The sequence below is a fragment of the uncultured Aquimarina sp. genome, assembly GCF_947492405.1.
GTDB lineage: Bacteria > Bacteroidota > Bacteroidia > Flavobacteriales > Flavobacteriaceae > Aquimarina.
The window spans coordinates 121,035-141,452 of sequence record NZ_CANLMP010000004.1 but is presented as its reverse complement, the minus strand read 5'-3'; the positions used below and the strand labels follow the sequence as shown (position 1 = coordinate 141,452).

The following is a 20,418-nucleotide window of genomic DNA, read 5'->3' as shown; positions in this document are numbered from 1 at the left end:
TAATCATTATGAATTTTAAAAATATCAAGAAGAGAGAAACTTAAAAGTGAAAAAATTTTGTTGAAAGTTGAAATAAAAGGGTAGGGTGTTTTTAAAGTAATGCGTTTTACTAAAGGAAGCTATAAAACCAGACCTAATGCGCATTTCTATGAAACTGAAAATTATCAAATTAAAGGCCAATAATATATATAGCGGTATTCTTCTTGTACTATTTGTTATTTCGGGTAATATCAGTTTTTCTCAGAACAATAATACGTCATATATTTTCGGACATAGTTTGGTGAATCATAGCGCAGATCAATCAACACAGAATCGAAGTAATATTCCTGATTGGATGTATTTATTAGCGCAACAGGCAGATAATGAGTATTCTGTAGATGGTCAATTTGGGTTTTTACCATTACAAGCAGTGCCTCCGATTTTTCAATGGGGTTTTATTGATGCACCTAATACAAGAACAAACGAATCCAATAATGATTTTGGTAGCTGGGATTATGATAATACGATCGTTACACTGGCGAATTTTATTCAGCAAACAGCAACCCCTTCACAGAATGCATTTTGTGATCAACAATATATAGAAGACTGCAATCAAGATCCTAATGCACTGAGTTCTGTAGAAGCAGTATTACGTATTTTGGACTACGTAAGACAGGAAGAACCAGGGATAGATTTTTATATTTATGAAAACTGGCCGGAATTTAACGGAACGTTTCCACCGGTTTCTCAGGCTGAAGAAGATTTAGAATTCGGAGCATTTTATGATTATACCAGAGAAGAATTCCATGATTGGTGGATAACACTTCAGGATGAGGTATTGGTAGAAAGACCAGATGCCAATGTGAAATTAATTCCGGTTGGACCCATTCTAGCAGATTTATTTTCAGATAACGGAATATTAGCAGATATACGAGCAACAACCTTATATGAAGATGCTGCGCCACATGGATTTCCAGTGTTATATTTCTTAACAGCATTAATTCACTATTCGGTGTTATATGGAGAACGACCTCCAGCAAATTTTCAATTTCCGGATGCGGATTTAGCGGCTCCGATTCGCATTCCGGATATGGTAAAAAATAACTATACAACCATTGTAAATTTTATATGGAATAGTTTACAAGGATATACTTTTGATAATGGCGAAAGCAGAGTGTTTTTGTCAAACCAAGTATTATCAGTAGATGACCTATCAATACATACCCTAAAACCAATACTATATCCGAATCCTGGAAACGGTATTTTTAATCTTGAGCTACCAAATTCGACAATTTTTCCGGTAGAAGTAAAGGTTATAAATATGATCGGTCAAGTGATCGATGCTGTTTCCATTACTGATCATCAATCAACGAAGTTTAATTTAGATAAAAAAGGGACGTTTTTTCTAAAAATTATTGGTGATCAGTATTCGGATATTGTAAAATTAATTGTAAAGTAAATTTTATTCGTAGAATAAGTATCATGCTGAGCTCATTGACGAATTTGTGTTAAACTATTTTATTTGGGAAATAGTTTTCAATGAGCCGTAGCATGATTTTGCTGATAATGTAATATGGGTAATCTTAGGTTGGTAGGATAAAAATGTTCAACTTAATCCGTCTTATACCTGATTAGTGCAAAAGTGATTTTCGGATTTATAATGGTTTCGTTTTCTCATCATTTAGGAATAAATAAGAGAGACACTTATTATTAAAAAAGATATTTTCTCTTGGTTAATTAGAATAAATAACCCTGCTAAACTCATCGAATATGAGTATCCTATTTGGGGGAATAGTTTTTTAATGAGTCTAGTAGGGTTTTTTACTGATTGTGTTATTCTTACTATTTAAGTTTAGTACAACAAGTTTGCTTAACTACATCCCAGATCGATACTTGATTGTGCATCACTATTAGGAAAACAATTCTCCGAATTAATAGTTTGTGGTACATATCTTGATAAATTAGGATCTCTTAAGCCATTTTCGATAAATAAGACCAGATTGTTAATCTGATTCTCAGTGAGATCCTGAACATCTGTAAATAATCTATGCAATCTCTCTTGTGGAACCTCATTATTTTCCGGAATTCCGTTAAGTTTATATTCGACTATATCTCTGACAGAGGTAAAGGTGCCTCCATGACCAAAAACACCGTTGTCTATAAGATTATATAATGTAGGAGTTTTGAATTTATAGTAATCTCTTGGTTTGTTGGTAAATCCACCTCTTCCTCTTTTTACATCGGGGAAGTTAGTGTCATCCTGTACAACAGCATTATTAGAATCATCAAAATCACCCATTCCAAGAGCATAGAATTTTTTATCATTTAGAGCAGGCCCTGTATGACATTTAAAACATTTTGCTTTGCCAAAAAACATTTTTGCTCCTCTTTTTTCTTTATTCGTCAGGGCTGTATAGTCTCCTTTAAGCCATTGTTGCCAAGGAGATTGGTTTGGTAGTACGGTTCTTTCATAGGCTGCTATGGCTAGTCCAGCAGTTTCCCTAACGTACCTTTCTTCTTTTGGAACATCCGGAAAAGCTTTATTAAATAACTTTTTATAGTTAAAATCTTTAGCGAATTTTTTGTTAATTAATAATCGATGCACGTCTTGTCCTTTTAAAGCTTGAACTTCTACTCCTTGAAACCCCAGTGAATTTTCCGGGATATTAGTCCAATTGGCTTCGGTACCTTCATTTGTTCCTGTACCACCAAATTGTCCATTCCATAGCATTACATCTTGGTAAGCAACATTTAAAATAGTAGGAGAACGAATAGGTTGTATATCAATATCGGCGATAGCAATTGTATTATTAAAAATTCTACTTTCACCCTTTACGCCAAATCCTATGCCTCCTTCTCCAATTCCTTGTCTTATTCCGGCACTAAATCCTGCCGCTGCATGATGACAGGATGCACAAGAATAAGTAAATAAGTTTGATGCTGTAGTAGGATTTCCTCCTGTAGCGGTTTCATGAAAAAGTAGTTTTCCTAAGGCTACTTTTTCCGTTGTTATTGGATTTAATGGGTCTTGAGGTATATTAGCATAGTCATCGCTATTTGGCAATGTAAAAAAAGAAACGCCGACACCATCAGTTACACTATCCAATTTCGCTAAAAGTTTTGAATCTAACTCAGAAGGCTCTATAGTTGTTTTTAAGGAATACGTTTGATTTTCACTTGTTTCAGGGTTTAGTACTATATAATCATCATTTTCGCATGAGAACAGGGCGAAAATCATAACAAAAAAGAGTATCTTTTTCATGAGAATAATTTTTTGGTGGTTTTTTGTTTTTTATTGGTTAGGTTAGAAATTATAGATGAATTAGAAGTTATTCTATTTTGTATACTAAGCCTAAAGAAAAACCAGAGGCTCTATCAAAGTTTTTTCCACTCATATTGGTGGTGTATCCAGAGGAAATTCCGACACTCTGTTTATATATAGGAACATATAGATCAAAATAGAAATTGGTGTAATCTACTTCGGTTTCTGGTAGTGCTTGTGCGCCTCCAGCTTCAGCAAATTCTGGAGATCCAATATCAAATCCATCTAATGAATTCTGAGTGCCTATTTTTGCGTGTGCATAAAACCACTTGTTATAATACCCAAGTTTGGCACTAAATAATGTAGCATTAGGAATTTCGAAATCCGAATTATTTCTTAAACTATAAGCAGCTTGTAATTCTATAAACAGATTAGAAGCGGTTTTAAATTGTATGAAACCACATCCATCAAATGCAGTTGCTCCATTACCTAAAGAAAGTATCCCAGCTTCTTCATATCCTCCTACTGGTAAAGACACTCCTGCAGCGCCGCCGATAGCTACTTTTGACGAATTGCTAAAGTCTTTTTCCAACACTTTAGCTTTTAGAAACATGCTTAAATCTTGTACACCGCTCACTTCGCTTGTTTGAGATACAGGATCCAAAACTCCTGTTTCGTTTTGGGTAGAAATATAGGGTAAAGTAACCGCTGTCGATAGCCAGTTCAGGATACCATACTCACCATATATACTTACGATAGTTGAAGAGATTTCGCCCATATTCATAGGGTTAGATTTGGTTTCTGTGCTACCTCTAAAAAAGTTGTCATAACTTTTATAAGAATAAGAAGTAGCCACAGTAAGATCCTTCTTTTTTGGAAAAAAACCGTTGATAATGGTTTGAGCCGATATGGATGAAATACATACCAGACATAATATGGTTAATGCTTTTTTTGGGTTGATTGTGTTAGTCATAATAAGGTATTTAGGTTTTAAAAGTGTTTATGTACGTGGTTATATGAAATAATAAATTCTAAAAATTTCTTAATCAAATAGCATACAAGGATAAGCTTGTTAATGAATAGAAATTCATCACAACTTAGTTATTCTATAGATTAGAAAACTTTGCGCTTGTTTAATGTTAATTAGAATGTATAATTAACGGAACTGTAACCAAAAATCAAGGTTCAGTTATTGCTTGTTATTGGAGTTTTTTTGTCATTTTTGTTCAGATTCCAGTCGTAAGTAATATATTTTTTACTTATCGAATTATTAATTTTGACAGTTGAGTAGTCGTTAATAAAATCGATCACATTACTATGGTTACTGGTAAAATCCTCTTCATACCATTCGAATAATTGCGAAATTCTAACGGTTTTAGAATTTATTTGATTTCGCTGTGGGTCATTAATAAATTCACGGGTTCTTTCCTCAAGGGCAAGTTCAATATTAGAACTAGTATAAGCTCTATTCCATAATCGAGGAGATGACATGGACCCACAATTTAGCAGAAAGTGAATTCTAGGGTCAGAGAATTTTCTTAAGATATTGTGTTCAATATCATCTAAGCTATATCGGACCCCTTTTGATTTGAATGCTTTTCGTTTCCAGGGGTTTTCTATTTTGTTGATAGATTCTATTGGATATTCATCAATGATCATTTTCATAACTGTAGCGTTATATACATTAAGCCAATATGCTATTTTTTCATCTTTACTCCAATGATCTTCAGGAGATATATTTTGTAAATATCTAAAGTATTTATAGAAAACTATCACATCATTTGTGACTCCGTCATAATCAACCAGACCATTATCAGTTACATTAAGAACCAATATTTGATCCCAGGCTGAATGATCTACAATTTCCTGAGTCTGCGCTTTGAAAAATAATAGAGAAATTAAAATAAAGGAATAGATTTTAAGAGATTTCATTTTGTTAGTTTTTTTGGGGTTATTCAATATGTTTTTCAATATTGAAAGTCTAAATTAATAAAAAAAGAGACGTAAGACAGGTTGTTGCTGTTAGCTAGAAAATGAAAGAAATACTATTCTTACAGGTTTTTGAAATTAACTTGTAATTCATTTACTGTTAAACCTTTTTGCAAATTACGGTTGTTCCAGTTTAACGGTATTTTTCTATTTGTTGGGAAGTTCTATACTTGGTCTTGGATAAAATAAGCCTGTAATTTGTTCTTTTTTTAATAATACCCAAAACCTCTAAGCCCTTAATGTAGTGGATGATCAAAATTTTTATTGAAACGTAAATTTTTATTTTTTTTTGGTGAAATTTCACATCGTATTGATCAAATTATGTTAATGATTTGTAGTGAAAAATAATGGTGCAACCGTATTTTTTTTTGAAAAAAACACGAAAAATCATTAAAAACATGAAACCTTACAAAAAAAGTTAATTTTAACTAAAAATTAACTTTTATATACGGGTTTCGAGTAAACATATCTATGCGTTTTTACTTAGCTAGAAGCCCTCTAGGTAGTATAATATTGCGGAAAAGAGTAGCGGTTATGAAAAAACAAGGTGTATTTAATATTATTTTTGTTATGAAATTATTAAGAAATTATTCTATCATTTATGTAAGTAAATAGTATACTAATTTATAAGTTTTAAACCTACTTTTGGAGTAATGACCAATTTAAAATTTTGGCAATGTTTTTAGCATCATCAACACCTCTATGATGTGTTCCTTCTAAAGGAATATTTAAAATCCCTAAAGCTCCTTTCATTCCAACTTTTTTTTGTAATCCTTTTACCTTAGTAAAAAGTTCTTTTACATTAATATGATTTTGTGATAACGGGTATTCTATTTCTCTAAAACTACATTGTTTTTTCATCATATTTAGATCGTATAGGCCATAACTTGCCCATGTATGTTGGTGTCCTTGATATTTAGTTCTTATAATTTCACAGGCTTCAATAAATGATATTCCTTCTTGATTTAATAAATCTTGAGTTATTGTCGTCAATTCTGTACAAAAAGGACTTACTTCTGAGCGTTCTGGTTTGATCAAAATCCCTTGGTTTTCAGAAATTTCTCCAGTTTCTGTATTTAATAAACAGATACCTATTTCTATGATTTCATTTATTTGTCCTTGTGGTACAGGACCATTCCAGCAAGTAGCCTCCAGGTCTATAATTATAATTGTATTTGTACTCATATTGTTGTTTTTATCATTTTATACCTATCAACCTATGGTTGTAGACTGATAGGTATAATGTAATTCTAAATTGAATTTTATTTCCTAATAGACTCACAGGTTTTATTAATTTAATATTTCCAGAGTGATTATGAAATACCATTTGCTGGACAGTAATTCCCATCATTATGTTATCATCTTGCAATATTTTTAAACATTCCCGATCATTAAGCGGAATCTTCTTTAATAGTAATTCCTGAGTGTTATTATATCTTCCACAAGAAGTATCTTGTAGCATATTTCCGGTTGAAGAACTATTCTGAAGAAGTTTATAGTCATTAGTAACAATGATATAATCTTCTTCTGTTGTTCTCGTTGCGAACCTTTTGGGAGTTCTTTCAATGACCGCTTTATCTTCTTTTTTTATACCAGAAAGAAGGATCAAACAATCACTCATTATAACGGTATGCTCTATTTTATTCTTAGCTTCTTCGAATGTATTACAACTACATAAAATGTCTCTCAGTAAAAAGGAGATAGGGGCTGCGATTTCTGGAGAATCATTACTGGAAACTGCATTTAACGTAGACGAAAATTTTCCAGGCTTTGTTCCAGATAGAACTCCAATAAAACCTGGCCATCCAATCGATTTAAACACTGTTTTTCCATTTTTTTGAAAATCAAAAACTCTGGAATATTTACTTAATAAGTCATTTTTTGTGTGCCAATCTAGGTTTCTGGAATGTAATATTTCGGTTCCATTATAAACCGCAAATGCTGTACAACCTAAATAAAATTTTAATAGGTCATAGTATAAGTTTGCTATCAATATTTGATCAGGAGAGAAATCACAGATGGTTGCTATACCATCTATTTCTTTTAGGTACTCTTCAGATACCAATTGTTCTTTATATTCATTTACTGAATCAAATAAAATATCTGCTTCAACAAAATCATTGATGTAATATCGAAGAAGTTCGTTTACTTCTTTTTTATATGTTTTGAGAAATACCCATCTTTTTTCTGGGGGTAAATCTAAATTTACTATACATTCTTTCACATTATTATTTTTTTAGACCTACCAGTCTGTCCCAGCAGATTGGTAGGTCTGAATTGATTAATTCTTCTTTTTCTTCTTTGCTTTTTTAGAAGAATTTTTGTTTCCTTTTTTCTTGTTCTTCTTTTTAGGCATTTTGTCTTTGATTCTTTTTTCATCTCCTTCGATATCACTAATAAAATAATTATTGTAAGTGTTTACTTTGGCGATTTTTAGAACCTTAAGTGCTTTTTTGTACTCCTTTTTCTGTTCGAAAAGGATTCCCTTTTTTAAATATAATACAGCTTTATCGGTTCCTTTTAGCGTCAAGGCAAAATCAATCAGCTTTTCAGCTTCGTCATAATCTTCATTCCAAAGCAGCACATTGATGTATTTAGGATATACATCCAATGCATACATATCTTCTGCTAGTGCTTGTTGGTAATACTCTTTTGCCGTTTCATAATTCCTAAGATTTTCTGCATAGATCTGTCCCATTAAGCAAAGTGCTATTGGATTTTTATCATCGTAAGACAATGCATAGTTTAGAGATTCTACAGCTTCTTCTAAATTATATGGATATGCATCCAATGCCTGAAATAAATATTTATCTAATAAATTTCCCATGATGCTAGTTTTTTAATTCGTTGCGTAAATCTTTTTTTAATTGTTGACGATCCGACGCATACGATTGTTTTTTATAGTTTTTTTTAAAGTCAGTTCCCTTAAATACTTTAATGGGATTACCTCGTTCTACGCTTAGATGATTTTCCCATTGGTCATCTAGTGATTTTTGTAGTTTGGTAAGTTGACTTTGATATACTTTTTCTTTTAATCGTTCTATTGCGATTTTTTTATTTTGATGTTGTGATCTACTGTCCATAACCACTACCTGGTCTCCTGTAGGATGATAGGTAGCACGAACGGCAGAATTTACTTTGTTTACGTTTTGACCGCCAGGACCAGAACTGCGCATTGCCTGAAAAGAAATGTCTTTTTCATTTAGAGTAATCAGTTCAGTCTGTTTGATTTCATACATTCCGATAAACCAGTTTTTTCTTTTATGGTGTTTTCTATATTTAGACGTTCCAATCCATTGAATGGTTCCTAGCCACAATGCTAAAAAGGTGTCTACTTCTTTTCCTTTTAGTTGTATGGTTGCGGATTGTACGGTTCCATTTTCGGAACCTTTGTCTCTCTGCAGGATGCTATATGTAAATCCACTATTTTTAATTTCTTCTAGAAATAGTTTCAGTACTTGCGCAACAACCCAGCAACATTCTGCAGGTCCTCGTCCAGCGGTTATTTGAATTATTTTAGTTTTCATTTTGAATATTCTTATCAGTTTCTGTTCATTTTTTCCATCGATGAAAAAACGAACCAAAAAAATCTAGGCTTACGAAGGTTTGAATAAATTTATTGTTCAACACCTAAATTTTAGAAACTCGCTACGCTCAAACAGTCTAAAATTTCACGGTATTTTCACTTCAAATTTTACGTTAAACTTTCGATAGGCCATCATTCACTATTTTTTAATTTTTAGATTTCATTTTTTCCTTTTCACGTTAGGGATTGAGGCGGCATCCTTTTCTGTCACTTCGAGCGGAGTCGAGAAGTATGACAGAAAAGATATAGCCGAAAGCCCGACCCGCCGCGGCGGGAAACGCCCAAATTGTATTACTTATCCATTCGTACAATTTTTGGTGTAAATGTTCCTACTACTTCTACGAGTTCTTTCTGATTTGCCATGACTTTAGTAATATCTTTGTACGCCATAGGTGCTTCATCAATTCCTCCTCCAATTAAGGTAACATCATTTGCTTTTAATTGTTTTTTGATATCACTCTTAGTAAATTTCTCTTTACACTTTCTTCTGGAATGTAATCTTCCTGCTCCGTGGGATGCAGATTGCAAACTTTCTGGGTTTCCTAATCCTCTCACTATAAATCCTGGAGCTGTCATAGATCCCGGAATAATTCCTAACTCACCTTTAGCAGCAGGAGTTGTTCCTTTTCTATGCACGATACACTCCTCGCCGTTTACTTCCTGTTTCCAGGCAAAATTGTGATGGTTTTCAATTTTGGCAACTGGTCTTGATCCTAATAATTTTCCAATTCTAGCGTGAATATTATCGTGACATGCTTGTGCATAATCTCCGGCAAGATTCATTGCCAACCAGTATTCCTGACCATCGTGCGTACTAAGATCTAACCAAGCTAATTGCTGCACATGCTTTGGTAATGGACATTGTTTGGTTGCTAAATAGGTATAGTGTTTTGCAATATTGGCTCCCAATCCTCGAGATCCACTATGTGATAATACACCTATATAAGTACCTACATCCAGTCCCCATTCATTTGCTGTATCTGTAATAGCTACAGTTCCAAATTCTACAAAATGATTTCCTCCACCAGAGGTTCCCAATTGTTTATAAGCTTTGTCTTTTAATCTCTTTACTAGAGGAATGTTCTTAAATTCTTCTCTTTCAAAGATCTCGTGATCATGCTTTATTTTATGGGTTTCATACATACCGAATTTGGTGTGCTCAGACAATATATTTTCCAATTGATGTTTTTTTCCTTTTAAATAAGAGATAGCAATTGGATAAATCGTTAAACACATTCTACATCCGATATCTACTCCAACTCCATAAGGAATCACTGCATTTTTGGTAGCTAATACACCGCCAATAGGCAAACCATATCCACTATGTGCATCGGGCATTAAAGCTCCAGCAACTGCTACCGGTAATTTAAGTGCATCATACAATTGATATTTTGCCTGGTCATCGATTTCATTTTCGCCATAGATCTGAAATGATGACCTAGTAGTTTTTAAAGCATGTTTTTTTATTTCCACTGGCTTTAGTAAACTTTCAGCAATCTTACCCCATATGCCATCACCTTGATAAGCTTCGGGATTTAATAATACCTTTTTTGCTTCTATTAATATTTGTTCTTTTTTTACTCTTTTTTGATATCGATTAATCTGACCTAATGTCACATTAATACTATTGTTTTTTGGAAAGCCTAATTTGATTAAGTCTTTTCCGCTTAATTTCTTTCCCATGATATTGGAATTTTGGGTGTTTTCCGCCGCGGCGGATCGGGCTTTCGCTCATACTCCTCGATGACAACACTTCGACAGCACTTCGATAAGCTCAGTGTAGCAGCTCAGTGTAGCAGCTCAGTGTGACATCTGTGGGGTAACCGCTCTATCCCTAACACGATACATAATAATAATTCGATAAAATATTTCGGAATGGTTAACTCTCATTTTAAACCAAATTAATTAGGCAAAGAGTTATTAGAAATAAAAAGTCCGAAACTTTATTCTGGCTTCGGACTTTATATCAAACTGTTGTAAGCAGTTTATGAGTTATAGAAGTCTCGAAGCATATACATAAAAGAACCTCGTTCTCTTGATGTATCTGTGTATATGTCTGTAAAGGTCATAGTACTTCGGTTATTAATGATTTATAATTTTATGTTTTGCAACACTTCGACAATGCCTGTCCTGAGCTTGTTGAAGGGCTCAGTGTGACATTGCTGTATTGCGGTGCAAATATGAAATCTATTTTTTAAGTATGCAAATTATTTTTCAATTTATTTAATTGATTATCAATTAGTTGAGTTTGTTTTTAGGCAAAAAAAGCCCTGTCCGTTTATGAACGGATATTGACCAATTGGGTAACTAACTGTAGCTCTTATGAGTATCGCTCAAACAACATTGTATTTGGTGTTCATAGTTTCTGAAAATAATTCCATAAAAAAAGCGTCCAATTTTTTTGGACGCTCTTTAGAATATATCTTTTTCTAGTTTTTATCTATGCTTTCGATTCGAAAATAGCTTTATAGCGTCCTTTTTTATGTGTACAAAATAGATTCATAGATGTTTTAAACTTGTTTTTTTGTTCTCAATTTAGATGCAAATATGGGATTATTAAGTATAAAGTTCCAAATTTCAGGAATAATTCATTTCGATTCTGAATAAGATTACATTATTGGAATTCATTTAAGATATGATTTTTAAAACCCATATTTAATACCAATTTGTGCTCTCCACCTTGAATTTTGTAAATCTATATTCCAGGGTTGTTCATCTGGATCGACATTAAATTGATATTGCGGTTGTTCATTTTCTATCCCGACAAAATTGAGTAAACTAAAACTAGAATTCACTACATTAGGCACGAATACTAAGCGTCCCCAATCACGATTAATAAAATTAAATACATTGAGCATATCTAAAGAAAGTGTGATACTATGTCCATTTCTTAGTTGTTTTCCATATTGTAGCTTCATATCTAATTCGTGATTCCAAGGAGTTTTTGCTCCATTTCTTTCTACGTAATTACCTCTTCTGCTTCTTAAATAAGAATTGTTTTCGATATAATTATTTAATTGTTGCCATTGCTCGTTTGCTGTGCTAGTGACAATACCATTACTGTCTACAATATCTACTAGCTGTATTTCTGATTGGTCTCTGGGTACATATATTAGATCATTTCTAGAGGAACCATCACGATTAGGATCTCCTTGATATACAAATGAATATGGACTTCCGGAACGACCATTGTATAAAAATGAAATTGATGCGGTATTGGTTTTTCCAAAATTAATATCATAAGAATGGGTAGATACAATTTTATGTCTCAGATCAAAATTAGAAAAAGAAATAGCAGGTTCATTTCCAAAAACAGCCTGATTCCACTCGAAATTGGCGGCAGGAGAACTTCTCACCGTACTGGAGATATCTTTACTTTTACCATATGTGTATCCTACAGTTCCTCTATAATTCCCTATAGTTTTAGCGATGTTTGTAGTAATATTATAGCGATACCCTTTATCTGTATTCGTTAATAGAAATACATTGGTAAAGTTTGGATTGATTTTTATATCCTGACCAGTTTGCAAAAAGTAGGGGCGATTGTCTGCGCCAGCAAAATTTCCAAGTTCATTTCTTCGATTGATGGATTGAAAAAATAACCCATTTAATACCTCGGTATAAGTTCCTTCTACATGTACTGTCCATTGATGAGGTAGTTTTGCTTCAAAAGCTATATTCGTTTTCCATTCTCGTGGTAACGTAAAGTCATTATCAATTAGATTAATTTCAGTAAGATTGGGTTGTACACTTCTTAAATCGGCCAGATTTTCGGTAAGTGGAGTTGCATCCGTAGGTCGTAAATCAATATTAAAATATTCTGTTCCAGATATATATTCCACATAGGCAAACCATAAATATGGAATTCTACCAGAAAATAATCCAGTACCTCCACGTAATTTATATTTGTTAGCCGCATCTAGTGAGTAATTAAAACCTATTCTAGGATTAAATTGTGGCGCATTAGAAATTTTATTATCAAACTGACTAAATTCGGGTGTATTTAATACTTCTTGACTAATGGGTAAATCACTTGGTAGAAATTGAGCATCAAGCCGAATACCCGCAGTAAGAGAAAATCGATTGTTAATTCTAAATTGATCTTGTATGTATAACGCAGTTTCTATAACAGAAACAGTTGCAGATGGTTGACTAGTCACAAAATCAAAATCATTATTATTAATATTATAAACTCCGCGTACACGACTCGGTCTATCATCTAAAAAGTCTTGTACAGATCGATACTCCCATCGCCCGTTCCAAGCGGATAAAAATCCATAATCCACATCATGAAATTGTGCTAATCCACCTGCGGTAATTGTATGTTTTTGAGAAGTGTATGATATTTTATCTGCTAATTGCAGTGTAGAGAAATCGGTACTATATACAGAAGCTTCTCGGTAGGTTCCCGCGAATATGCGATTACTAGAATTAGATGCTATTTGGATATGCGGAAACACCCGACCATCAAAGTCTCTATCTTCTTTTACAGTGTTGTATCCTAACGTAAGTTGGTTGGTAATTCCATTAGTAAGATTAGATTTTAATTCCAAAGCTAAGCTATTGGCTATACTGTTATGACGATATCCCTGATTTCCAAAATTAAATATAGAAGAACTCCATTCTAAATTATCTGCAAAACTGTTTACATAATTATTACGCAATGTAATTTTATGCTGATCTGATAGATTATAATCCAGTCGAGCAAATATTTTGGTACTGGCAGTTTTAATGGAAGCGTCGGTAAAAGAACCAGGGTTATAGTTATATGCTGAGATTAAGCGATCCGCAATTAATTGTACATCTTCTGAGGAAATATTAGAGGTGGCACTACCAGGAGCATTTAATACTGGATTATCAGAAAGTGCCTGTTCTACATTAACATAATAAAACAATTTATCTTTTATAATTGGACCACCGATTCCGCCTCCAAACTGAACATCATAAAAATTAGCACTTTCTTGTTTGATTCCATCTGCATAGTTACCTAATAAAAGCTGATTGTTTCCATAGCCATATACTTCCGCTTTTGTGGTATTGGTTCCGTTTTTAGTTACCAAATTGATACTAGCTCCACTAAAATTACCAATACTTACATCAAAAGGAGCTAATTTTACAGAGAGTTCTTTTATAGCACCTAATCCAATAGGTTGTGTTCTAGATAGACTTCCGGGAGTTCCATTAGCAGAGGATCCGGCAGCTCCACTTGCAGGTTCCTGAAAACCAATAACATCATTATTAGCAATACCATCAATATTAAGATTGTTAAACCGATTACTGGCACCTCCAAAAGAATTAAGGTTGTTTTCTGTTAGATTTTTAGTGAGATCCTGAATACTTCTGTTGATAGTTGGAGTAGTTCTAAGTTCTCGTTTTCCTAGTAAGGTTTCATTACCATTTTTTTGATTTTTAGAAGACCCCGTCACTACAACCGCGTCTAGGGATACACTATCTTCTGACAACACAAAATTTTTAATGGTTGTATTTCCTAGTTGAATGGTAACATTTTCTTCGATGATGGTCTGAAAACCAACATATGAAATTTGTAATCTATAGGTATTAGAAGGAGATAGATTGGTGATATTGTAAAAACCATTTTCTTCAGAGATAGTTCCGTATTTATAGTTAGTAGAAACATCGATACATTGAATAGTTGCGAAGGGAATCGGGTTATTCTCGGCATCTGTAAGTGTACCCTGAAGCGTTCCTGTAGTTTCTTGAGAAATGATGAAATAGGGAGTAAAAAAAATAAAAATGATTTTAAGAAATAGTTTCATCTGTTTGTATGTATTGTTTTTAATTGTCAGATGGAATTCGCCAATAATCTTCTCGGTTGGTACCAACAAGTTTTTATGGCTCATTTCATAAATTAAAATATAGTTGAGCGTATCATTAACCATATAAGAAACCGTTTATCGAAACGCTCAAAAATGATGTAAGCGCATCAATGCACAATTTCCATAGGATAATTCGTATTGTTGTTAATTAAATAGGAGTATTGGATATGTAATGAATATCCTGTTATATACTATTGTGTAAGACTAGGAGATCCTTTGTTGTAATATATTCTTGAGAAAATACTTGATAAAAACACTTGTGTTGCATCAGTTGTTTTATCTTCTGTACGAAGTATTCTTTGTAATACACTTCGTAGTTTTTTTAATAAAAATGGAAGTGTCTTGTATATGTTTATGATATCCGAAAAATGATCCAAATCGTATAAAAAATCTAATTGAGAAAAAGATTTATTATAAGATTCGAGATAGGTGTAAAGATCCTTTCTTACGTTAGCAGTGTTCCAGGAAAATTTGGCAAACTCTTTTTTATGAAAAGCCTCTTTATGAATTCCTAAAAGATAGAACCCTCCATCATAAGAAGGGCCAATTACGGAGTGTCCTTTTTGTAAAGTTTCAACTGCTTTTAGTAAATGTATATTATTCAGGTTTGGAGTATCATTTCCTACCGTGATTACCGCGTGATACCCTTTCTTATAAATATCATTAATCGCATTAGAAAAACGTTCTCCAAAACCAGTTCCTGATTGTTGTTGCTCATTATATACAAAGTAATCTAATCCTGTTTTTTCAACTATAGAAAGTGCTTGAGCAGTAAGATCTGATTGTAATGAACTGTTTTTTAGAAAAGGTTTTCTCTTAATTTCTTCTTCTCGCGAAAGTGCAAAAACTAGAATTGCAATATTTTTTTTATTACAGATCAAAGATGTTCTTTAAGGTATTAATCGTCATACTCAGTCAAGATAAAGAAATAAAACTTACAAAAGAATGTGGATTATTTTTTTAATGCGTTTCTTTTAGGAGTTGCCTCAACCGTAAAAGTGATTCCCTAAATGAAAAGGTCATCTCACTCGATACGTATTGAGGATTGTCATTCAACTAGATACTTTTGAAAAAAAAAACAGTCATGAAGGCATACTCAATTATTTTACCCGTTTTTAGTATTTGTATTCTATTATTTGGTTTCAAAAAGATCCAAGTTTCAGAAAACCAAAAGATTACTGATGATTCAGGTAATGAACAGATTACAGACGGAATTAAAATTAAGGAAGGAATACGTGTTCAGAATCTAACGCTATTTATGATTACAGGTGAAGAAAAAATAGCTGGTGATATTTATAAAACCTTATCTGAAGCAATGAACACAAGAGAAGTGACAGTAAAAGAAACGGGAAATGTAAATCAATTGCTATTGGATAATAATAGCGATGATTATATATTTATTCATTCTGGAGATATTGTAAAAGGAGGGAAACAGGATAGAACAATAAGTTATGATGTAATTATTCCTCCAAAAGCTAAGAATGTAGCATTACAAAGTTTTTGTGTAGAACAAGGCAGATGGAGACAACGTGGTAACGAAACGCTTTCTTCTTTTGCCTCTAATACCAAAATGTTATCATCGAGAGAATTAAAACTTGCTGCAAGACACGAAAAAAATCAGAGTAAGGTTTGGGGAAAAGTATCGGAACAGCAACATCGTTTAAACGATAACCTTTCCAGAAAAAATGGAAAAACAGTAAATGTAGCCAATAACGCATCTAATACGAGCTTGCAATTAGCACTAGAGAGTGATGAATTGGATAGTGCAAAAAAAGAATATTATAATAAACTTAAGAGCTTAATAACCAAGGACAATACAATTGGATATGCATACGTAATTAATGGAGAAGTTTACGGAGTAGAGATCTATAATAATCAACGTCTTTTTAAGAGTTTGTGGGATAAAATATTAGAATCAGTTATAGTTGAAGCTATTAGCGAACAAAATGATAAAGATTATGAGGCTTGTACAGTAACGGATGTAACAACATTTATGGATGCGGTTAAAACGGAAAATAAAGGTGTGGTTAAAAACATTAATAAAACAACCAATTTCAGAACAGTTGAGAATAACAAAGGAAATATCGTTTTTACTACTGAAGATGCGGATAAAAAAAGATGGATCCATAAAAGTTATATGAAAAATGAAAAGACAAATGCGGCTCAATCTAAAGAAGATCTTCCCTACAGAAGAATACAACAGCGCAATCGTTAGGTGTGTAGCTATCTTTAGTTGTATTGAAGTCTGGATTATAAAATAGCAATATTGGCTTCATATCATCTACAATCGGTTATGGTGATTGTGTAGCTGCTGTTATGTGTTTTTCCTTCATCAAGTTTTTGGATCCCTTCTTTTTCTTCGATGTTTTGTGATGTTTCTTCTAGATCTGCATATCCTAACCAAGGTTCTATACAGACATATGGTGATTTGTGTTTTGCCCAAATACCAAGATCCGGAAAGTCATTAAAATCCATCGATAATATTGGTCCATTGGTTTTGTGAATAAGGGTTGCTTTTTTTGCATCGATATTCTTGAAAATTAAAGCATCCTTATCAAAAAGAGTATCAGTAAGCCAAATTTTATGATTATCTATTACAGAAACAGTATTATTAGATATAAGTCCTTTATCGCTTAATTGGTAACTTTGAGTATCATCAACATTTTCTAGCTTGATATAATAATCTTCATACGCTTCAGAAGAATCTAAAGGACAATTAAAAGCGGGATGCCCTCCAACTGAAAAAAACATGGTTTCTGAACCTTTATTACTTATGTTATGAGAAACAAGTAGCTGATTATTGATAAGTTCATAGCTAATAGTAAAACTGAATTCAAATGGATAACTATTCAAGGTTTCTTCTGACGAAGATAGAGAGAATGAAGCCTTAGTTTTCGAATTCTGAGTCCCTATAACATTTTTGTTATATCGTATAAATCCGTGTTTTGGCAATGAATAACTTTTTCCTTTGTAAGTATACATTCCATTTTTTAGTCCACCAATAATTGGAAATAGCACAGGCGCCTGACTTGCCCATATAGCTGGATCTCCTTGCCATAAAAATTCCTTGTTATCTTTTTTGGTTTTGATACTTGTGAGTTCTGCTCCTGTAGTATCAATACGAACAATAAGTTGATCATTTTCTATGGTATGGATCATATATGTATTATGATTGATTAGTAGTTATTGCAAAAGTAAAGAAAGAAGTAGCTAAAGTATATCAACTTATAAAAAAGGTTCTAAAAACCCAATCAACCTTGTTCCTGTAGCATTCCATCTTATTCCATGCCCGCTTGGAACCCGAATCTCGTATACAAATTCATGTTTGTAGTGATAGAAAATATTCCACCACGTTTTATTTTCTATGATTTCTAAAATACGTTTTCTTACTTTTTCTTCTTTTTCCGTTGGATTGCCTTTCATTTCTCCCCAAAAATGATCTTCTGATCTTCCGATATGCTTTTCCCAAGCTCTGGTAGCAATACAGATTTGATTATTAAAAGGAGTGAAACAGCTATCTAATAATGTTTCTTTTAATGGAGGGATTGCTTGCTCGTTTTTTAAGGTGGCTGAAGTCCATCGTTGTCCTATAAGAATCAAAAGATATTCGAATGGAGTTGTTTCTATAGTTTTTGCCCAATCTTTTGGTGTTGTATTTTTATCAGCTAATAATGCTTCGAAATTTTTAAAAGCTTCTGCTATTGTAGGAATTACCTCTTCATCAAAATGTGGTAGCGGATGGATATCCGGAACTCCAAACTGATGATAGTTTTCTAGGTTTTTAGAAAAATCCTGAAGATGTTCTTCTTGTAAAAAACCAGCATACTGTTCCTTCCAGGAATCTGAAAGGAATTGAGTGCTGTTTTGGATGGTTTCAAATAAATTCATTTTTTGTTTCCAAATTCTTTTAGGCTTCCCACCAAAGTGTCTTTTTATACAATGGAAATTCAATATTCTCACCCTCCATTTTTCTACGAAGAATTACTTTACATTGATTACGATGTTTTCTTCGTAAATATCTACGATACTCCCAAGAATTACTTTTCCACCAGATTTTGGCACTTTTGGTTCTCTTTTTTCTTTTATGACTTGTTTTGTAATTGTAAAATTTCTTGTTGTCATAAGATTTCATTTGTATTAAATTTTAAGTTAAAAACTTAATACAGGGTTCCTTTTTTAATTTGCATTTTAAGTAATTTTTATTGTAAACATCTCCCTAAATCCCTTCCTCCCTAATTGGCGGACAGGCTTTCGAAGAGGGACTTTTGAGCTACCTTCCTTCGAAGGAAGGGTTGGGGATGTATGTTTGTTTAACAAAGATTAGATTTCAGTTCAGACTCTTTCATTACTTATTTCTATTTCTTCTCTTCACTCTCCAAGGAGCATTGATACTAAAATCTCCAGCCATGATACATCCATAAGGCATCACTTCATCAATCACTGTTCCTAAACCAAATTCTGACATTTGATCTCTCACGGTTGCAGCATTTTTATAAGCACTTGGCAATTCAGAAATATCGATTTCTTTAGAGTAGAATCTAACATCCAGACCTTTGGTTTCGATCTCAAAGATTTCTTCTCTAGTTTGTCCTTCTTTATTTCTTTTATGTTGTGTTCTACTCATATTTCTACCAGCTCCATGAGGAGCAAATCCAAGGTTGTTATTTGTGGTTGCACCTTCTACGATCAATACCGGTTCCGCCATATTTAGCGGAATCAATCTTGGTCCCGTAATATCTGGCATAAACTTCGCATCTAGTGGAGTAGCACCTTTTGCATGGTAAAACAAATCACCTTCTTTAAAGACAAAATTATGTTCATTCCAGAATCTGTTTTCGGCTTCAATCTCCAATGCTTTTAAAGTTGCGTTATGAATTACTTCATGATTTAATTTTGTCCATTTTCTGATGGTTTGTAATGCTGACCAATAGGTCTGCCCTTCTTCTGTTTCAAAAGGAATCCAGGCATTTTGTTTTAAAGTATCTGGAGAAATATCTCTTCTGAACTTATCGGCAATATGCATTCCTTTTTTATATAATCTGGCACCTACACCTCTAGATCCGTGATGTGTAATCATCATGGTGTTTCCTGTTTTTGCAGATGTACCAACGAATAAGAAATGATTACCGTCTCCTTGTGTCCCCAGATGTTCTCTGGCCATACTGATATCTTTATCTTCTTTCAGAAAGAAATTAGATTTGAATTCAACTAATAATTCATCGGTTAACTTATACTGTTGCCCTCTTGGTCTTCCTCCAGGTCCAAAATGTGTGCTGGCGTGTGCAGCATCTAAAACCTTTTTAGGATCTGTTTTACCAAAATCAGTTAACATCACAGAGCAACAGATATCGGCACTATGCATTCCTGGATGAATGGCGTTTTTGGCAACTACCACAGCACCAACAGGAATAGTTCCTTTTGGACCAGATGGACAAGCATCAGGCATCACTGCACCGTTTACAACCGTTGGTGTCTTCATAAGCGTTTCCATAGAAGTAATTACCGAAGTAACATTATCTTCTTCTAGCTCATTCTCAGCTTTGATATTGATTTTGAAATCTATCGGAGTATTATATAATTCCTGGATAGGAGGCATTTTATATTGTTCTAAATATGCGTGCATTGCTTCATCAGCTAATTGATGTGTATTGATATGTGCAATTGCTTCTGGAAACCATTTCCCAGATCTGAATCCTAAATCAATCAATGTCTTTCCTGTAATGTTAATTTTATTTTTCATTGTTTTTCTAATTAATGAAGCAAAG

The 20,418-nt window shown here is 33.2% G+C and carries 16 protein-coding genes; 2 read left to right on the top strand and 14 right to left on the bottom strand.

Going from position 1 to position 20,418, the window contains the following annotated elements; genetic code table 11:
* Window positions 1–148 precede the first annotated feature (148 nt).
* Entirely contained in the window at window positions 149–1,438 is a 1,290-nt protein-coding gene (locus Q0829_RS15240; RefSeq protein ID WP_298544626.1) for a T9SS type A sorting domain-containing protein, read from the top strand.
* 411 nt (window positions 1,439–1,849) lie between these two features.
* Here Q0829_RS15240 and Q0829_RS15235 read toward each other — a convergent pair whose 3' ends face one another.
* The 10 genes from Q0829_RS15235 to Q0829_RS15190 all read right to left on the bottom strand — a co-directional run bounded on the left by Q0829_RS15235 (window position 1,850) and on the right by Q0829_RS15190 (window position 15,534).
* Window positions 1,850–3,241 carry a cytochrome c peroxidase gene (locus Q0829_RS15235; RefSeq protein ID WP_298544625.1) on the bottom strand — a complete coding sequence of 464 codons (1,392 nt, stop codon included), beginning with the start codon at window positions 3,239–3,241 and terminating at the stop codon, window positions 1,850–1,852.
* 67 nt (window positions 3,242–3,308) lie between these two features.
* Window positions 3,309–4,214, bottom strand: a complete 906-nt coding sequence (locus tag Q0829_RS15230; protein ID WP_298544624.1) for a hypothetical protein — start codon at window positions 4,212–4,214, stop codon at window positions 3,309–3,311.
* Window positions 4,215–4,426: 212 nt separating this feature from the next.
* A complete protein-coding gene (locus Q0829_RS15225; RefSeq protein ID WP_298544623.1) occupies window positions 4,427–5,173 on the bottom strand; it encodes a DUF547 domain-containing protein in 747 nt (248 codons plus the stop codon).
* A 696-nt stretch (window positions 5,174–5,869) separates the two neighbouring features.
* Window positions 5,870–6,415, bottom strand: coding sequence for a 3'-5' exonuclease (locus Q0829_RS15220; protein ID WP_298544622.1), 546 nt, complete (start codon window positions 6,413–6,415; stop codon window positions 5,870–5,872).
* 13 nt (window positions 6,416–6,428) lie between these two features.
* Complete coding sequence (locus Q0829_RS15215) at window positions 6,429–7,454, bottom strand: C45 family autoproteolytic acyltransferase/hydolase (RefSeq protein ID WP_298544621.1); 1,026 nt, start codon at window positions 7,452–7,454, stop codon at window positions 6,429–6,431.
* A gap of 57 nt (window positions 7,455–7,511) precedes the next feature.
* The gene (locus Q0829_RS15210; RefSeq protein ID WP_298544620.1) at window positions 7,512–8,057 is read right to left on the bottom strand and encodes a hypothetical protein; all 546 of its coding nucleotides are present in this window, start codon (window positions 8,055–8,057) and stop codon (window positions 7,512–7,514) included.
* A gap of 4 nt (window positions 8,058–8,061) precedes the next feature.
* On the bottom strand, window positions 8,062–8,757 hold the full coding sequence (gene prfH / locus Q0829_RS15205; protein ID WP_298544618.1) for a peptide chain release factor H: 696 nt from the start codon (window positions 8,755–8,757) through the stop codon (window positions 8,062–8,064).
* Window positions 8,758–9,107: 350 nt separating this feature from the next.
* A complete protein-coding gene (locus tag Q0829_RS15200) occupies window positions 9,108–10,499 on the bottom strand; it encodes an RtcB family protein (protein ID WP_298544615.1) in 1,392 nt (463 codons plus the stop codon).
* A 959-nt stretch (window positions 10,500–11,458) separates the two neighbouring features.
* Window positions 11,459–14,593, bottom strand: a complete 3,135-nt coding sequence (locus Q0829_RS15195; protein ID WP_298544612.1) for a carboxypeptidase regulatory-like domain-containing protein — start codon at window positions 14,591–14,593, stop codon at window positions 11,459–11,461.
* Window positions 14,594–14,844: 251 nt separating this feature from the next.
* Window positions 14,845–15,534 carry a DUF2064 domain-containing protein gene (locus Q0829_RS15190; RefSeq protein WP_298544610.1) on the bottom strand — a complete coding sequence of 230 codons (690 nt, stop codon included), beginning with the start codon at window positions 15,532–15,534 and terminating at the stop codon, window positions 14,845–14,847.
* Window positions 15,535–15,737: 203 nt separating this feature from the next.
* On the opposite strand from Q0829_RS15190, the gene Q0829_RS15185 reads away from it, so the two are divergent.
* Window positions 15,738–16,868, top strand: a complete 1,131-nt coding sequence (locus Q0829_RS15185) for a DUF6569 family protein (RefSeq protein ID WP_298544608.1) — start codon at window positions 15,738–15,740, stop codon at window positions 16,866–16,868.
* Window positions 16,869–16,930: 62 nt separating this feature from the next.
* On the opposite strand, the gene Q0829_RS15180 is transcribed toward Q0829_RS15185, so the two are convergent.
* From Q0829_RS15180 to Q0829_RS15165, 4 genes are all read right to left on the bottom strand, one after another.
* Complete coding sequence (locus Q0829_RS15180; protein ID WP_298544606.1) at window positions 16,931–17,812, bottom strand: aldose 1-epimerase family protein; 882 nt, start codon at window positions 17,810–17,812, stop codon at window positions 16,931–16,933.
* 66 nt (window positions 17,813–17,878) lie between these two features.
* Complete coding sequence (locus tag Q0829_RS15175) at window positions 17,879–18,541, bottom strand: hypothetical protein (RefSeq protein WP_298544604.1); 663 nt, start codon at window positions 18,539–18,541, stop codon at window positions 17,879–17,881.
* 93 nt (window positions 18,542–18,634) lie between these two features.
* A complete protein-coding gene (locus tag Q0829_RS15170) occupies window positions 18,635–18,775 on the bottom strand; it encodes a hypothetical protein (protein ID WP_298544601.1) in 141 nt (46 codons plus the stop codon).
* 223 nt (window positions 18,776–18,998) lie between these two features.
* Complete coding sequence (locus Q0829_RS15165) at window positions 18,999–20,393, bottom strand: RtcB family protein (RefSeq protein WP_298544600.1); 1,395 nt, start codon at window positions 20,391–20,393, stop codon at window positions 18,999–19,001.
* Between the last annotated feature and the right edge of the window lie 25 nt (window positions 20,394–20,418).

What these genes read in the sequence shown, in the direction of transcription:
- Q0829_RS15240 (WP_298544626.1), top strand. Translation starts at nt 149, where the DNA reads ATGAAACTGAAAATTATCAAATTAAAGGCCAATAATATATATAGCGGT.
- Q0829_RS15235 (WP_298544625.1), bottom strand. Translation starts at nt 3,241, where the DNA reads ATGAAAAAGATACTCTTTTTTGTTATGATTTTCGCCCTGTTCTCATGC.
- Q0829_RS15230 (WP_298544624.1), bottom strand. Translation starts at nt 4,214, where the DNA reads ATGACTAACACAATCAACCCAAAAAAAGCATTAACCATATTATGTCTG.
- Q0829_RS15225 (WP_298544623.1), bottom strand. Translation starts at nt 5,173, where the DNA reads ATGAAATCTCTTAAAATCTATTCCTTTATTTTAATTTCTCTATTATTT.
- Q0829_RS15220 (WP_298544622.1), bottom strand. Translation starts at nt 6,415, where the DNA reads ATGAGTACAAATACAATTATAATTATAGACCTGGAGGCTACTTGCTGG.
- Q0829_RS15210 (WP_298544620.1), bottom strand. Translation starts at nt 8,057, where the DNA reads ATGGGAAATTTATTAGATAAATATTTATTTCAGGCATTGGATGCATAT.
- prfH (WP_298544618.1), bottom strand. Translation starts at nt 8,757, where the DNA reads ATGAAAACTAAAATAATTCAAATAACCGCTGGACGAGGACCTGCAGAA.
- Q0829_RS15200 (WP_298544615.1), bottom strand. Translation starts at nt 10,499, where the DNA reads ATGGGAAAGAAATTAAGCGGAAAAGACTTAATCAAATTAGGCTTTCCA.
- Q0829_RS15195 (WP_298544612.1), bottom strand. Translation starts at nt 14,593, where the DNA reads ATGAAACTATTTCTTAAAATCATTTTTATTTTTTTTACTCCCTATTTC.
- Q0829_RS15185 (WP_298544608.1), top strand. Translation starts at nt 15,738, where the DNA reads ATGAAGGCATACTCAATTATTTTACCCGTTTTTAGTATTTGTATTCTA.
- Q0829_RS15180 (WP_298544606.1), bottom strand. Translation starts at nt 17,812, where the DNA reads ATGATCCATACCATAGAAAATGATCAACTTATTGTTCGTATTGATACT.
- Q0829_RS15175 (WP_298544604.1), bottom strand. Translation starts at nt 18,541, where the DNA reads ATGAATTTATTTGAAACCATCCAAAACAGCACTCAATTCCTTTCAGAT.
- Q0829_RS15170 (WP_298544601.1), bottom strand. Translation starts at nt 18,775, where the DNA reads ATGACAACAAGAAATTTTACAATTACAAAACAAGTCATAAAAGAAAAA.
- Q0829_RS15165 (WP_298544600.1), bottom strand. Translation starts at nt 20,393, where the DNA reads ATGAAAAATAAAATTAACATTACAGGAAAGACATTGATTGATTTAGGA.